The organism is Paenibacillus sp. 1-18 (assembly GCF_000520755.1).
Taxonomy (GTDB): Bacteria; Bacillota; Bacilli; order Paenibacillales; family Paenibacillaceae; genus Paenibacillus; species Paenibacillus brasilensis.
In genome coordinates this window covers 1-13,702 of the sequence record NZ_ASSB01000084.1, presented here as the reverse complement: position 1 = coordinate 13,702, position 13,702 = coordinate 1, and the positions used below count along the sequence as shown (strand labels likewise).

Annotated in this window: 17 protein-coding genes and 2 pseudogenes; 10 read left to right on the top strand and 9 right to left on the bottom strand. The window is 42.9% G+C overall.

The genetic code is table 11. The features are described 5' to 3' along the window. Positions 1-278 precede the first annotated feature (278 nt). Complete coding sequence (locus L693_RS0105825) at positions 279-1,325, bottom strand: SDR family oxidoreductase (protein WP_025716459.1); 1,047 nt, start codon at positions 1,323-1,325, stop codon at positions 279-281. Between the two features lie 117 nt (positions 1,326-1,442). Here L693_RS0105825 and L693_RS0105820 point away from each other — a divergent pair, with 117 nt between their 5' ends. The 8 genes and pseudogenes from L693_RS0105820 (at position 1,443) to L693_RS0105790 (ending at position 6,377) form a co-directional block, all read left to right on the top strand. Next, positions 1,443-1,976, top strand: coding sequence for a TetR/AcrR family transcriptional regulator (locus L693_RS0105820; RefSeq protein ID WP_025716458.1), 534 nt, complete (start codon positions 1,443-1,445; stop codon positions 1,974-1,976). 88 nt (positions 1,977-2,064) lie between these two features. Next, a complete protein-coding gene (locus L693_RS0105815; protein WP_025716457.1) occupies positions 2,065-2,313 on the top strand; it encodes a hypothetical protein in 249 nt (82 codons plus the stop codon). Between the two features lie 541 nt (positions 2,314-2,854). Then, a pseudogene (locus L693_RS31130) lies at positions 2,855-3,253 on the top strand (IS4 family transposase); the annotation flags it as partial. 159 nt (positions 3,254-3,412) lie between these two features. Next, positions 3,413-3,988 (top strand): HD domain-containing protein, encoded by a 576-nt coding sequence (locus L693_RS0105805; protein ID WP_025716456.1) that lies wholly within the window; start codon positions 3,413-3,415, stop codon positions 3,986-3,988. A 113-nt stretch (positions 3,989-4,101) separates the two neighbouring features. Further along, positions 4,102-4,530: a TetR family transcriptional regulator C-terminal domain-containing protein gene (locus L693_RS0105800; protein WP_049825070.1), complete on the top strand. Its 429-nt coding sequence runs from the start codon at positions 4,102-4,104 to the stop codon at positions 4,528-4,530. A gap of 49 nt (positions 4,531-4,579) precedes the next feature. After that, entirely contained in the window at positions 4,580-4,756 is a 177-nt protein-coding gene (locus L693_RS31125) for a hypothetical protein (RefSeq protein ID WP_231503543.1), read from the top strand. 533 nt (positions 4,757-5,289) lie between these two features. Beyond that, positions 5,290-5,868 (top strand): alpha/beta fold hydrolase, encoded by a 579-nt coding sequence (locus tag L693_RS0105795; protein ID WP_025716455.1) that lies wholly within the window; start codon positions 5,290-5,292, stop codon positions 5,866-5,868. Positions 5,869-6,032: 164 nt separating this feature from the next. Continuing rightward, positions 6,033-6,377, top strand: a complete 345-nt coding sequence (locus tag L693_RS0105790) for a hypothetical protein (RefSeq protein ID WP_155983772.1) — start codon at positions 6,033-6,035, stop codon at positions 6,375-6,377. 97 nt (positions 6,378-6,474) lie between these two features. On the opposite strand, the gene L693_RS0105785 is transcribed toward L693_RS0105790, so the two are convergent. The 4 genes from L693_RS0105785 to L693_RS0105770 form a co-directional block, all read right to left on the bottom strand. Continuing rightward, positions 6,475-6,939 carry a hypothetical protein gene (locus L693_RS0105785; protein ID WP_025716453.1) on the bottom strand — a complete coding sequence of 155 codons (465 nt, stop codon included), beginning with the start codon at positions 6,937-6,939 and terminating at the stop codon, positions 6,475-6,477. Between the two features lie 331 nt (positions 6,940-7,270). Continuing rightward, the gene (locus L693_RS0105780) at positions 7,271-7,690 is read right to left on the bottom strand and encodes an SRPBCC family protein (RefSeq protein ID WP_025716452.1); all 420 of its coding nucleotides are present in this window, start codon (positions 7,688-7,690) and stop codon (positions 7,271-7,273) included. Then, complete coding sequence (locus L693_RS0105775) at positions 7,687-8,016, bottom strand: ArsR/SmtB family transcription factor (protein ID WP_025716451.1); 330 nt, start codon at positions 8,014-8,016, stop codon at positions 7,687-7,689. The genes L693_RS0105780 and L693_RS0105775 overlap by 4 nt, the downstream gene beginning before the upstream one ends. A gap of 127 nt (positions 8,017-8,143) precedes the next feature. Further along, positions 8,144-8,470, bottom strand: coding sequence for a hypothetical protein (locus tag L693_RS0105770; RefSeq protein ID WP_025716450.1), 327 nt, complete (start codon positions 8,468-8,470; stop codon positions 8,144-8,146). A gap of 123 nt (positions 8,471-8,593) precedes the next feature. Between L693_RS0105770 and L693_RS0105765 the strand changes: the two genes are divergently transcribed. Then, a complete protein-coding gene (locus L693_RS0105765) occupies positions 8,594-9,163 on the top strand; it encodes a DUF4062 domain-containing protein (protein WP_025716449.1) in 570 nt (189 codons plus the stop codon). 112 nt (positions 9,164-9,275) lie between these two features. Here L693_RS0105765 and L693_RS31120 read toward each other — a convergent pair. The 3 genes and pseudogenes from L693_RS31120 to L693_RS0105750 all read right to left on the bottom strand — a co-directional run. Further along, positions 9,276-9,482: pseudogene (locus tag L693_RS31120) on the bottom strand (uracil-DNA glycosylase); the annotation flags it as partial. Between the two features lie 56 nt (positions 9,483-9,538). Then, on the bottom strand, positions 9,539-10,918 hold the full coding sequence (locus tag L693_RS0105755) for an FAD-binding oxidoreductase (protein ID WP_025716448.1): 1,380 nt from the start codon (positions 10,916-10,918) through the stop codon (positions 9,539-9,541). A 188-nt stretch (positions 10,919-11,106) separates the two neighbouring features. Then, positions 11,107-11,685 carry a TetR-like C-terminal domain-containing protein gene (locus L693_RS0105750; protein ID WP_025716447.1) on the bottom strand — a complete coding sequence of 193 codons (579 nt, stop codon included), beginning with the start codon at positions 11,683-11,685 and terminating at the stop codon, positions 11,107-11,109. Between the two features lie 106 nt (positions 11,686-11,791). On the opposite strand from L693_RS0105750, the gene L693_RS0105745 reads away from it, so the two are divergent. Further along, the gene (locus tag L693_RS0105745) at positions 11,792-13,216 is read left to right on the top strand and encodes an MDR family MFS transporter (RefSeq protein WP_025716446.1); all 1,425 of its coding nucleotides are present in this window, start codon (positions 11,792-11,794) and stop codon (positions 13,214-13,216) included. A 287-nt stretch (positions 13,217-13,503) separates the two neighbouring features. Here L693_RS0105745 and L693_RS31115 read toward each other — a convergent pair. Then, positions 13,504-13,702 (bottom strand): hypothetical protein (locus tag L693_RS31115; protein ID WP_231503542.1); only part of this gene is annotated, 199 nt, incomplete at its 5' end.

The window sequence follows — 13,702 nt, the reverse complement described above, 5'->3', positions numbered from 1 at the left end:
CTGCATCAAAGCGTTGGCTACGAATCTTAAAGCACTTTCGCAATTCACTTTCAAGTAAATGAGTCTCCACTTCCCTCCGGCGTTTTCGATAAGCCGCTTATATTCATTTCTTTCCGACCTGCTCCAAAAACTAGAGTCAACCACAACCTGTTTTTTATCTTGAATGAAATAGCTCAAGGACATGATCACCAATAAAGGATTGCCAAAACACCGGAGTTGTGCAGGCGATCTAACATAAAAGGGGACAGTTGTTAAACACAAATTGTCCCCACAATAACTTATACCTTCATCTGTCCGTTGATAACTTTCATCATACTTTTACCAGTGGCTATAATTGCTTCTTCTGCCGGGCGTGGTGCCCATCCCAGTAAACGTTTGGCTTTTTGATTACTCGTTGACATGTCTTGGCCCAAGAGTGTTGCAATCATTCTTAATTTAGGATTGAAAACCGCCGCAACACGAACGATAGGATTTGGAATTTCTTTCATAGGCACGTGCTTCGCATCTTCCCCTAAATTTTTTCTCAGAATATTTGCGATCTCAAGTGTTGAGAGATTTTCTGCACTAGAAGCTATAAACCGCTCTCCACTTGCTTCGGGATGAACCATTGCCAGGATATGCAGCTCTGCAACATCTCGAACATCCACATAATCAGAATAAATTTTGGGGACAGACTTTAGCTTGCCTTCTAACATTTGGCGGACAATATCATTTGAATGCGAATAATCATTGCCTAGAATTGGTCCCATCACACCAACAGGATTTACGGTTGCAAATTCTAAACCCTTCCCTTCTTGTTGAATAAATTCCCAGGCAGCTTTTTCAGCAAGTGTCTTGGATTTTTGATATGGATGAATTTTTGCGTCTGTATTGGACCAATCATCCTCGGTATATGGCCCTATGTGATGCTTATGTCCCACACCAATGGCCCCAAAAGCAGAAGTTAAAACAACACGCTTGACCCCTGCATCACGTGCTGCCCTCAACACTCGTAAAACACCTTCACGTGCCGGCCCAATCATTTCATTCTCATCTTTATAAATTCTATTGGGGGTTGGAGAAGCCACATGGATGACATAATCCGCTCCTTTAACCGCATTATTCCAGTTTTTATCAGAAGTCAAATCCGTTTGAACAAATGACAAATCCTCCATATTTGTCACTCCACCTGACATAATCATAGCTTTCACTTCATCTTGTCTGCTCATTGTACGCAGGGTTGCCCGCACACGATACTTCTTCTCCAGTAATTTCACAATGATATGAACTGCGATAAATCCTGAACCTCCGGTCACCAGCACTACAGGTTTGCTAGAGTCTGCCATCTTAAATACTCCCTTCAAGTGGTGTTACACTTGTAACGATTTTTACACTATAATAGGACTAGGCATTATCAATAGCAAGCAAGAAACAAGCATGTGTGACAGAATGGAGGAAGTGTAATGGCAGCAACGGATCACGCACAAATTATTAAAAAAGACACCAAAGAATGGATTACTATTGCATTGCTGGAGCTATTGCGAACGAAAAGAATATCAGAGCTGACGATTTCAGAACTCGTTAGAAAAGCCGGCGTCAGCCGAATGGCCTTCTATAGAAATTATGAAAGTCTTGAACAGGTATTAGTGGAGTACTACGAGCCTAAATTTGCAGATATTTTCAATAAAATTGCGAACAAAAAGAATCACGAGCAAAAAATAACAGATTTGACCAACTTTTTTCTAACATTCTCTGATGATTTTCGATTGGCCATTGAGAGTGATTACACAGGGCTACTTTATCAAATCTTCAAAAATCATATTACCCAATTTTATGATGAGCTCATTCCCTTTCCAGACTGGACAGGTGCGAAACGAAATTATTGGATTCATTTTATGAGTGCCGGTGTTTTTGAAATTTGGGTGATGTGGATAAAGAATGGTCAACAAGAAACCATAGAAGAAATATCCGCACTCATCCGACTTTTTCATAAATAAAAATACAGGGAAATACGATGAGTGTCCAAAACAGGACATAGCAAACTGGCTTTTCGCCATCTCCGAGGAAGATATACTAGAGGTTCATTTGCTTAAGGAACGAGTAGGTGAACTGGCTGAGCAGGAAACGGCAATGTTGAGGCGAAAAGCGGATATTGAAGACATGCGTAGTAATGAGAGTAACAACCCGGTGAGTTTGGCCCATGTTCAGGGTATGCTCGGGGAATTCACACGGCTGTTTGATCAGATGAGCAATGAGCGAAAAAAGCAGTTGGTACATGCATTAATTAAAGAAATCTCTATTACTAAAGAAAGAACATTCGAATCATATCTGTAAAAATCAAAAAAAGGCTGTTCGAAGCTATCTATTATGCCCTTATAAACATCAACGTGAATGTAAGTAAACGCGGTTACACTTCTCAGTAATATTCCATATTTTAGTTGGTTTTTAAAATTGAGAGTCTCCATATCACGTTAATTCTTTGGAAACCAAACATTATCATCTTCAAAGGTGAGTTCTGTTCCTTTTATTCCCGGTACAAACAGCATTTTCAGCATATTAATCCTCCTGTTTATTTCTCGACTTGCAATGACATATATAAAAGTAACAAATTTCTCTATATAAGCATATCATTTTGGGTAAGTTAGTCATACTTTGTACTTATTCCTTTTCTCTTCTTTAAGCTTTAAAAGTACCATAAATAAATGTTTTAACTTTCTGTCCAAAATGCTGCGTTGCCGTTATTTATGATACGGTTCACCACATAGCATGTAACAGTAAGACCAGATAGATGCTTGATGACTGCAATATAAATATAATGCTTCTGCATTGAACCACTCATGAAACTGTTTCCGATCAAATCCGGGAGGGTATTGGGACCTTAACAATAGAGGAAGTCATCCGTATCTACTCCATGCGTTGGGACATAGAAGTCCTTTAAGTGCGCTAAATTCTTGTTACGCTTGCAAAAGGAGTTTCAAGGACTTTCATACAATCTGCTCGTCAGTCATACGACAATCGTATTTTCCAGATACATTCTGCTCGCATAGCTGCATCGACAAAGCATCTACCACCGTACACTCGGAGGTTTGTTTTATGAAGTTAGCGCCTTAGATTGGGTGGTAGCCTTGCAATAACTTCTGAATTGATCAATGAAGTAACCACAAAGGCTAACAAGAAGCTTACAAAACTGATCCAAAGTCAACTTCAACAATGGATTGCCGGTTTGCCAAGTTATCTCAAGGCTTATCTGCCTATTTCAAGCTGCGAAGTTTGAGTTACTGAGAAATGGTTGCATGATAGCTGGCTGCAGCAAGAAAATTATGATTACGTAAGCGAGAGTTAACGCGTATGGCGGCAATATTGATGCTAGCGGCAGCAACTATTGAAAACGAAATAGAAGCACACATTTTTCTAACACAAAGGAGAGTAATACATGACTTCACTGTTTATTGTTCCAGAAAGCAAGCTGTCGGTTGATGCCACTCATTATGTGCGAGAACTTTCAACCCAAACACTATTCAATCATTTGATGAGAACATATGCTTTTGGATATATGATCGCTCAGAAGAATGATCTGAACATTGACATGGAATTGCTATATCTCGGTGCCATCATGCATGACTTGGGCTTGACCGAACCATTTGCAGACAGAGAGCGTACTTTTGAAATCGAGGGCGGAGAGGCGGCTTGCCATTTCTTGGTTCAACATGGTTATCCAATCGAAAAAGCGGAAATCGTACAAAAAGCGGTCGAACTGCACGCCACGGTCGAAGCAGAAAAAAAACAACCTGAGATTGCACTGGTACATTTAGGGGTTATGGTTGATGCAGGTTTTCGGGTCGATCTTTTTCCAAAGGATCTTCTCCAGCAGATCATCGAAGACTATCCACGACTCGGGATTAATCAAAAAATGATCGAGCATTTTACTTACCAACTTCAGAAAAAAAACGATATGAAATTGATTCCGATTATCGAAGCAGCGAAACATCACTCCCATTTCAGTGAATGATGCAAACTGGAGGTGAAGGATATGCTGGTGTCTCTCTCAACGAAATCATAAATGCTACGGGAATTCAGAAAGAGGGCATCTATTAACATTTCGTCAATAAGGATGAAATTGCGATGGAAGCCTTTGAATATGCCGCCGACACTGTATTCGAGCAATTTGTAGCAGCTGTCAGTTCTCGGAAATCCGCTATGGAAAAACTGATCAGTATGTTTGAACTGTACAGCAATGTGGTTGACTCTCCTCCATTTGTGGGAGGCTGCCCCGTGATGAACGCGGCCATTGAGTACGATGATGGGCATCCATTGCTGCACGAGAAAACCCAGAATCGCATGCGAGACTTTATATCATTTATCAAGAACATCTTGCATGAGGGCATAACGAATAGGGAATTCAAATCGAGCATCGATCAAGATGGCGCAGCCTCTTTTCTTATGGCCGCGCTTGAAGGCGGGATTATGTTGAGCAAACTGGAAGCTGATAATCGGCATATTCATTACATTAAAGATCATGTATCTGCTTTTTTGAAGACATTGGAAGCCTAAGCCTCTGCATTTAGTTGACAAGAGCGCTGACCCCGGGGAGAACAGCATCTTGTCAAAAATTGAAACAGAAGGTTACGATCCATTGAATAACACCAAATCACGTTACCGACTATTGGTCGGAATCAGTATGTTATTGGTCCTTTACGTCATTGTAAAAAACTATATTATCGATCCTGAAGCCAAGGGATTTTTAACTCAAACTTCACTAGTGACAACTAATACTTAAAGCTAATCCTTTGGAGTAACGGAAAGCGCTAGTTCAACAAAAACAGCGGCGAACAAAAGCTTTATTTTATATTCTTTGTTCGCCGGACAACTAACACTATCGTCTTAATCTGCTGATATAGTTACTATCAACTATCAAGTACAATTTCTTTCCTAGTCTTGTGTACCATCACTTGTGATACGGTTCCCCGCGTTTTGATTCAATAGTAAAGCGAGTCCTAAGTAATTCTAAGGACTCGCTTTACTATAATCATTATTATGTTTATCACAACGAACATTTCACCACCATTAATCACTACATCAACTTCGTTACGGCTAACGTGCCGCGTTTTTTCACCATGTTATAAACTGATAGCTGTCCCTTATTATTCCAGATGGGGGGCAGATTGACGATTGGGCAGTTGTTATGCTGACTGCCCTTTTCTGCGTCTCTGGATATTCAGGTGTTATTAGTATGACGAGAGCGATATCGGTGCTGGCGTTACTTCGAACCTTGGCCGTTATCATCGAGACCAACTAATTGGAATCCATATCATGGCTGTTGGTAACCCTTACCTTGGTCCAGGTGGTGCGCCGTTAACACCGGCGGAACAAGCGTATGTAACCAAAGTAGAACGCTGGGAACAGGAAGAACGAGCATATGACCATCAGCAATCCACCCGACCTCAGACATTGGCGTACGGTTTGAACGATTCGTCGGTTGGGTTGGCAGGCTGGATTATTGAAAAAATGCGGGAGTGGAGTGACTGTTCAGGAAACATTGAACGTCGCTTTAGCAAGGACGAGTTGTTGACCAATCTTATGATTTACTGGGGAACGGAGACGATTAACTCCTCCATACGACTTTATTATGATCATAAGCATTTTGGAAAGCATGACCCGGCAGATCATCTAATTGAAGTACCTACAGGGGTTACTTTAACAGTTGAACCAGTAAATAAAGCGCCTAGAGAGTGGGCTGAGCGCACCTATACAAATATCCAGCGGTGGACTGAACTGCCTCAAGGTGGACACTTTGCTGCATTCGAAGAGCCTGAGTTGTTAGCCGAGGAGATTCGTGCTTTCTTTCGCCCCTTACGCGAGAAAATGGGAACGTTAAGTGTTGAGGTTTAGGATAGTTCTGCTGTATATAGAATTTCGGTTACAGACAGTGAGGAGAACCGTATTATAAAGGATAGCTAGATCACTACGCTAACGGGTTCGTTAGTTCAACAAAAAAGAAGCGAACAAAGACCTTATTTTATAGTTTTTGTTCGCCGAGGATGCTCGCTCCAACCGTGTCCTCGTTGATCCAGAGCAATCACTCGCCAAAATCAAGTAAGAAAGCCGAAGATTATCCGAGTGGAAGAATTCCCTTGTTGCCGAGCCGATATAACCAACATTCGACAGCTTCATTCACTCCTTTTTGTTCGATTCCAATCGCTCCACGCGACGCTGAATTGCAAACCGTACCTTCCAACCACAACGGCTCCAACGATGGGATCCATAATCTGCCCAGAGGCACAAAGGGCCGTGCAGAACATGAGCATGTGAGCAAGGTCATCTTTCCACGGATTGGCAGAATCCGCGCGACCGAGGACATTCTCGCTTGCGACGCGCTTCAATCCAAGACATCTGTATAACGGGAGCGACAAAAAAACAAATAAAAAGAGGGCTGCGACAGGCTACTTGCTCCTACTCTGTCACAGCCCTCTAACCCGTGTTTGACTTTTGCTTACTTTAATATTCTCCTTTAATTACGAAAAACGAGCCCCGAATCGTTCCCGCTAGTTTAGACTTCTGCCTAGCAAACTTAAACTTCTCTTCTAACTCCTGTGGTACCTCCATCCCCTCAGAAAGCTTAAAGCCAACGGCCCGCTTCTTAGGGTCATCCACCGTATACATGACATTGACCGCAAGACCATCCTCATAAAAAACGTAGGTAAATTGGATATTTTCCACTTGAAAACGCGATGTTTCTAAAGGTTTGGCCGCAAACTCAATATCACGTTCTTCTTTCAAAATTCGGTTCACGTAATCAAGGCTCTCCTGACTTTCGCTAGCTGGAACAACTGTAAATTCATGCTTGTATTTGTTCATAAAGTAACGAGCTTCATTCGCACGTAAACCAGCAAGCGCTTCTACTACAGGTGAGGACTCTAAACCAACCGTGGACACATCTTTAAAATCAACGGTATAGGACATTTCCATCCCTCTTTTCTCTCTTTATTTCCAAGCAACAGGAATTCACATTTCACCAAAAACCAAGCCATTCTTCAAGTTATTTCTTTTGGAGATACAAATTTTGATCAAATCTAGAATTGCGCATATAGTCAACTTCAATTTCCTCTTATCTACCATATATTATGCCAAAAATAATTCAAGGTAATCGTTCACGTTTTGGATAATCTTTATCTTCATTCTCTGCTTTACCACTACTTGTGGTAAGGTCCAGCGTATCATCTATACAGTGGAATTCAAGGGCTCCCAAAGGGGTGCCCTTCTTTAAGCTAAGGAATACGACTATTGTGGCAGTCTAAGCGACTACCTGTTCAAGCTTGCCACACCAGTTACTCCAGCCATACTTCGCTCCGTTGAGTGCCTGATCACTTGAGATTCCAGTTTGTTCGAGATGAAGGTTAACCTTTCCTTCTCCTAAATCTTGCAGCGTCCAGGTAATCGTGTGCTTCTCTCCTCCGCTGACCCACGTATATGACACCCGGTTTGGTGCGTCCACGATAAGTACTTCACCCTCGATAATTCCATTCCACCATTCGGTCGGCTGGGTTCGAAACTGAAAACGGTGTCCTACGACAGGCTTAAAATCGTTTTCCATCGCCTCACCGGTATGGATGTTGGCCACCCATTTAGCAAGCTTGCTTGAATCGGTCAAAGCGGACCAAAGCTTCTCGATGGATGTCGTGTACTCAAAATCCAGGGATAATGTTAAACTCATTCGTCTTCCTCCTCTAATAGTTGGTTCAAGCGTAATAAATTTGAACTCCAGAACTTGCTGTAGAAGGCCACCCAGTCTTGAATTTCTCTGAGTGGAGCGGCGTTTAGCCTAAATAGTGTTTCTCTGCCGACTTTACGGTCAAGTACCAGTCCGGCCTCTCTAAGTATGGTCAAATGTTTGGATACGGCTGTACGACCCATTTGAAACTGTGCCGTTAATTCATGTAACGGTATCTCCTTCGCCTCTGATAATAGACGAATGAGTCGGCGCCTAGTTGGATCTGCAATCGCGTCAAACACATCCCTCAACTGGTCGTTCTCTCTCACAACACCCTCTCCTAAGCAATTATCTGTTTTACCCAATTAGACACCATTTGGTGTCGCTTTAATTCTAGGACACTATTTGGTGTCGTGTCAACAACGTTTTGAATTCCGCATGAAAACGGTGAAATCTTTAAATTTGGCGCCCATAACAACCAATGGCAATACCCGTCGGATACAATCGGCTGGTTTGAGACTCAGCGTATGTCCTACCAAAAAAATCTCGGCCTGTGCCCTGTACTTCCATTTCGCCGTCACTTATGGTACGGTTCAGCTTAACGAGCCCATCGGCGAAACGCGCACAAAGCTCATCTACTTCCTCCAATATGGAGCCATAAAAATCCGGGTGAGAGAACTGGACAATCACTTGGTTGCCGCCGCACAGGTCCTGTTCGGTCTGAGTCTGGTCCAGCTCAACAGGATTATTGATCAGAATCTTCCTCTTCCATTTCTTCTGCACGAATAAGCCTCCTATTTACCGTCTGGTGCAAGCTTGCCGCATGAAAACCCCAGTCCATTTTGACAAATAAAGCGAGAGAGTGGTAGATTCTATTTATACTATTTCTTTAATTTGGGTGGGCCTATGAGAAGGAAAAAATTACAAATTTACATATCGTCTACTTACTACGATCTTATTGAGGAAAGACATACCGCTGTTGAAGCCGTACTTCAAGCCGGTCATATCCCTGCTGGAATCGAGCAATTTTTCAAGGAAAGTCCAATGAAAATTAGGAAGAGATGGATCGACGAGTCCGATGTATATATCCTGATTCTCGGAGGGTTCTATGGTTTAACGCTTCCTGATGAATCCAAGAGCTATACGCATTGGGAGTATGAGTATGCCGGAGAAGCGGGTAAACCTAGATTTGCTTTTGTTGTCACAGATGAAGCATTAAGACAAAAGCCATACGACTTCGCAGCAATTGAATACTATCAGAAGTTTCAAGAGTTTAAGCAATCGGTCATGGAACAAATCCCTATCTATTATGTTGAAGATGTACGGCACATTAAAATGGTACTTCGTGATCAATTGTCGGAGTATGCAGCAAGAGACGATTTGTATGGTTGGGTTTCCGGCAAGGATGTCCCGGACGTTCAAAAGCTGTTGGAAGAGAATGCAAGATTAAAGGCAGAGCTGGAGAAAAAGGAATGAAAGAGGGGCTGGCACAACCAGCCCCTTTCTTTCGTCTTCCTTTAATATTCTCCTTTAATGACAAAAACAAACCCCGAACGGTAACGGCAAGCTCTCAGAAGAATTCGTCAATCTATATGCTACCGAGTTGAATCTCCTTCCACTTCTCCTTCAAAGCTTTCAAATCTTCTACGAAGAACCTAAGTAGATTGGGTCGTCTTCTTACTGCAAGCGGGTGATAGGTGAAGCTGATGGGTGTACCCTGTAACTCATACCAGCTGCCTCGTAATTCCTTGACACTGGCACTCTCCTTATCTGTGAATATTGTTTCCGCTACGACATAAAGGAGCTGCCGCCGTCAGCTCCTTGTTTTAATTCAATCTGGTGTGCGTATTGTCATTTTCGGGCCTGTTTACCCACTGGAATACTCTGAGCAAAACGAAACACATTATGAGGATCGTACTTACGTTTCACCTGCTTCAATCTGCCAAAGTTCACGCCATAATACGCCTTGGGCCAGTTCTTAATCTGCAGATCGGGAAAATTCACATAATCCCCTTTAACAAAGGGACGCAACGCTCTACGGAACCTTTCCACCCACTGAATATTCCGCTCCTGCTCCCTGTTGTTTCTCCAGCGGGCTGACAGTTCGTAGATTGTCTCAGCCTTCCGATGAGGATAGGCCGTTGCAGTAGGCGATACTCGACTCACCGCGCTTCCTGCACCACCTAAGCTCTGACTCCACACGCTAGAATGCCTGTTGGGTGCTTTGGATAAAAAGTCGCGTATAATTCGTACTCCTTCAGGCGGCAAAGGTCGGAACCCATAGGCCCCGGTTATTTTAAACTTCGGTTCCAAATTCAGATCCGATTCGGCAAAAAATTTGGTTGCTTCAATAAAAGGTACTGTCTTCACCATCACCTTCACCGGAGTGCCTGCTCGCAAGAGCGGTCTAATCAATCGACGCAGCTCCTCTGCACCGCCAAGCAATTGCCCGGTAGATACAATGGTTCCTACCTGCTTGGCAGCCACCTCAATGGTTGAGGTTAAGCGGTTCGTGACAGACGGAGCCCAGCGTTGCCAAGCCGGTAACACCTTCTCAAGATCACTCCATTTCCACGTAATACTGTATATAGAAACCGATGAAATCGGTCTAACCCGAAATGTATATTCTGTAGCAACACCAAAGTTCCCTCCCCCTCCGCCTCGTGATGCCCACAACAGATCGGAATGATTCTTTCTGTTCGCCACAATCGTCTTTGCCCCATACCGCCCCGAAGCTACGACCATCTTCACTTGTTTCAAGTTATCGCACGTAAGTCCATATTTGCGGGAAAGAAGTCCAATGCCTCCTCCCAGGGTAAGCCCAGCTACGCCTACGTCGGGCGCAGTCCCCGCCGGAATTGCCACACGCTTATTCCACAGCTTTTTGTACACACGGGCAAGTGGATTTCCCGTTTGTACAATGGCCACTCTATTTTTTCGATCAACCTTAACCTTATTCATCTCGCTCACATCGATAATAATACCGCCATTTACAGCTGAGAAGCCTTCATAGCTATGCCGTCCGCTGCGCACTCGCAGCCGTATGCCCCGCTCACGAGCCCATTTGACTGCGTTGATCACATCCTGGGTTCGCTGACAAAAAACAATGACCCTTGGAAATTTGGAAAAGCGCCTATTGAACTCCATTCTGGCCGTATTGTATGACGGATTGCCCGGGATTACGATCCTTCCGGTTAATCGTGTACTTTTCTTTATCAACTTTTGTGCCATCTACTTTACACCATCCCTGCTTATGACATAAGCCTTCCTCATCAGCTTATTTCTATGTAGGGACACCTGTCCTAGTAACGGCAAACGCCCAGTTTGAATCGTAAAATAGTTCAAACCACTACGAACTAAGACATGATCATTTATCTGATTAAAAAGAACAAAAAAACTCTAAAACTCATCGCATCCATTCACTTTATCAGGGGTAAAAAAATCTCATCCACAATTTCTACAATTGTGTCCTGTGACACAGGTTCATAGGTCATTAACACCTCATGTCTAACAAGATCGGCAGGTAGTCTTGTAATTCGTGGAGTAATTTTCTCTTGCCTAATTTCTCCTCGTTCTACTGCCCGATTCAGAACGATTGGCATGGCATTGGTTCTTCGGAAACCGATCAATTCAGACAAAGGTATACCTGTTAGAACAGACATTAATCCATGAATCGTTTCTTGTCCAATTTGACGGAGCATTTCATTCAATCGATTCAGTACGATGATGACATCGCTTCGCAGTTCCCCAGTGTCAGGTATCTCATCTGATAATGGTGGTAAATTTCTCCGAATTGCTTCCAAGACAAGCCCCTCGCGATTAGGCCAACGCCGATAAATGACGGGCTTACTTGTTTGAGCACGGGCAGCAACCCCTTCTATCGTAAGGCTTTGAAAACCAACCTCCATCAGCTCATCCCATGCTGCTTGTATAATGGCAGCTTCTAGTTCTGCTCCTCTTCTTCTTGTCGTAAACTCTCCCTCATTTTCCTTATTCATATGAAAACACCTCCAATAAAATACGTTGCGTTTCTTATTGGTTTATTATATCATGGATTCAAATAAGAAACTAATAGTATCTAATCAAAAAGAGGAGTGGAAATACATGGGGAAACAAATGGAACAAACAGCTAACAAAAAAATAGATCCAGCCGTTATGAAAATGGCATGGATTCTGTTGATTGGACTTCTTGCCCCTTTATTCGATACTACCATAATGAATGTCACACTCGATACCCTTGGAAATGCTTTACACGCATCCGTTTCAACGATTCAGTGGGTAATGACGAGTTATTTAATTGCCATTGGAATTGTTATTCCTATTTCTGGATGGACATTTGATCGTTATGGCGGTAAAAACATGTGGATATTGGCTTTGAGTTTATTTTTAACGGGTTCTGTTTTATCAAGTTTGTCATGGAATGTAGGAAGTCTCATCGCCTTTCGAGTGATTCAAGGAATGGGCGGTGGCTTGATGATGCCCATCATGCAGACCATGGTTGTGCGGGCAACTGGCGGGGAGAAATTAGGTAAATTAATGGCCATTGTTGGTTTACCTATACTGATCGGTCCAATTCTCGGACCCGTATTAGGTGGGGTTATTATTACGTATCTTAACTGGCGTTGGATTTTTTATGTTAATATTCCTATCTGTTTCATCGCATCAATCCTAGCCATATGGGGTTTACCAAAAGATGATGCCACAAATCGATCTCAAAAATTGGATATACTTGGATTATCCTTGTTATCCCCTAGTATCGTGTTGATTATTTATGGGCTTACCAAAGTCAGCTCAGAGCATGGCTTTTTTCAAAGTTCAGTCATCATCCCTATTGTCATTGGACTTCTATTCCTGATGGTCTTCTGCCTTTATGTATTAAGAAAATCCCACAATCCAGTAATAGATATACGTATATTTAAAAGCATGCCCTTTACCGCATCTTCTTGTCTTTTGTTTTTATCAGGTCTATCTTCTTATGGTGGCATGTTATTATTACCTCTCTATTATCAACAAGTTCGCGGAGAGAGTGTTCTCGTTTCAGGGTTACTCTTGATTCCTCAAGGTGTAGGGATGTTAATGACGCGTTCATTAGCAGGAAAACTTACAGATACAATCGGCTCTCGATGGATCGTGCTCTGCGGTACCCTTCTAACAATACTCGGAACCCTCCCCTTTGCCTTTTGCGTGACCAATACCAGCGAACTTCTGCTTGCCATCGCCCTGGTTGTCCGTGGCGGAGGACTTGGAGGCGTTATGCTCCCCATCATGGCAACAGCTTATGAAGGATTAAGGAAAGAACAGGTCCCGCATGCCAGCAGTGCCACTCGAATTCTACAGCAAATCGGTGGAGCTTTTGGTGCTTCAGTTCTTGCAGTCATCTTACAAAATCAAATGACCTCTCCATCTGTTAACAATATAACGACGCTGAACACTGCTTTTAATCATACATTTATGTGGACAGTCGGTTTCACTTTAATTTCACTCATCTTTATATCCTTCTTGCCTAATAAAAAATCTAGTAAGAGTTAAGTCCATTACCTTCTCTTTTAAAAAGGGGTCAACCAACTTTCGGGTGACCTCTTTTTTAGGACTTCATATTGCCTGTGCAAAGATCATTCACGAACGCCGACTCCCTTCAAGCTGTTTTTCTACCCACTTTAGGCAAAGAAATTTGCATCACTTATGATAAGGTTCAGCTTAACGGAGCTATCGGCGAAAAATTCGCTTAAGTGTGAAGCGCGGCGGCATTGCCAGCCGCTTCGATAGGCTTAATGGCTCTCAGGATAAACCCGAGCGTTCGCTCATATTCGTCCCGATCAAAACTTTGCCCATCCGAAGATCGGCCTCAACATCTTGTGAATCCAATAAGCGATGATCGTCCCTGCGGTCCATGAACTGCGAATCTGCAAGTACTCCAAGTATTGATCGTTGATGATATAAGTCCGAGTGGAGGTAGGGTTCTTCAGCCCGAATTTTTCCCACATCGCCGGATCATTCGAACCCTCGAGCTTTTCG

Bases quoted from the DNA above. Each gene is read 5' to 3' on its own strand.
- L693_RS0105805 (WP_025716456.1), top strand. From the start codon at position 3,413: ATGACTTCACTGTTTATTGTTCCAGAAAGCAAGCTGTCGGTTGATGCC.
- L693_RS0105795 (WP_025716455.1), top strand. From the start codon at position 5,290: ATGGCTGTTGGTAACCCTTACCTTGGTCCAGGTGGTGCGCCGTTAACA.
- L693_RS0105765 (WP_025716449.1), top strand. From the start codon at position 8,594: ATGAGAAGGAAAAAATTACAAATTTACATATCGTCTACTTACTACGAT.
- L693_RS0105820 (WP_025716458.1), top strand. From the start codon at position 1,443: ATGGCAGCAACGGATCACGCACAAATTATTAAAAAAGACACCAAAGAA.
- L693_RS0105745 (WP_025716446.1), top strand. From the start codon at position 11,792: ATGGGGAAACAAATGGAACAAACAGCTAACAAAAAAATAGATCCAGCC.
- L693_RS0105785 (WP_025716453.1), bottom strand. From the start codon at position 6,939: ATGTCCTATACCGTTGATTTTAAAGATGTGTCCACGGTTGGTTTAGAG.
- L693_RS0105750 (WP_025716447.1), bottom strand. From the start codon at position 11,685: ATGAATAAGGAAAATGAGGGAGAGTTTACGACAAGAAGAAGAGGAGCA.
- L693_RS0105800 (WP_049825070.1), top strand. From the start codon at position 4,102: ATGGAAGCCTTTGAATATGCCGCCGACACTGTATTCGAGCAATTTGTA.
- L693_RS0105780 (WP_025716452.1), bottom strand. From the start codon at position 7,690: ATGAGTTTAACATTATCCCTGGATTTTGAGTACACGACATCCATCGAG.
- L693_RS0105825 (WP_025716459.1), bottom strand. From the start codon at position 1,325: ATGGCAGACTCTAGCAAACCTGTAGTGCTGGTGACCGGAGGTTCAGGA.
- L693_RS0105755 (WP_025716448.1), bottom strand. From the start codon at position 10,918: ATGGCACAAAAGTTGATAAAGAAAAGTACACGATTAACCGGAAGGATC.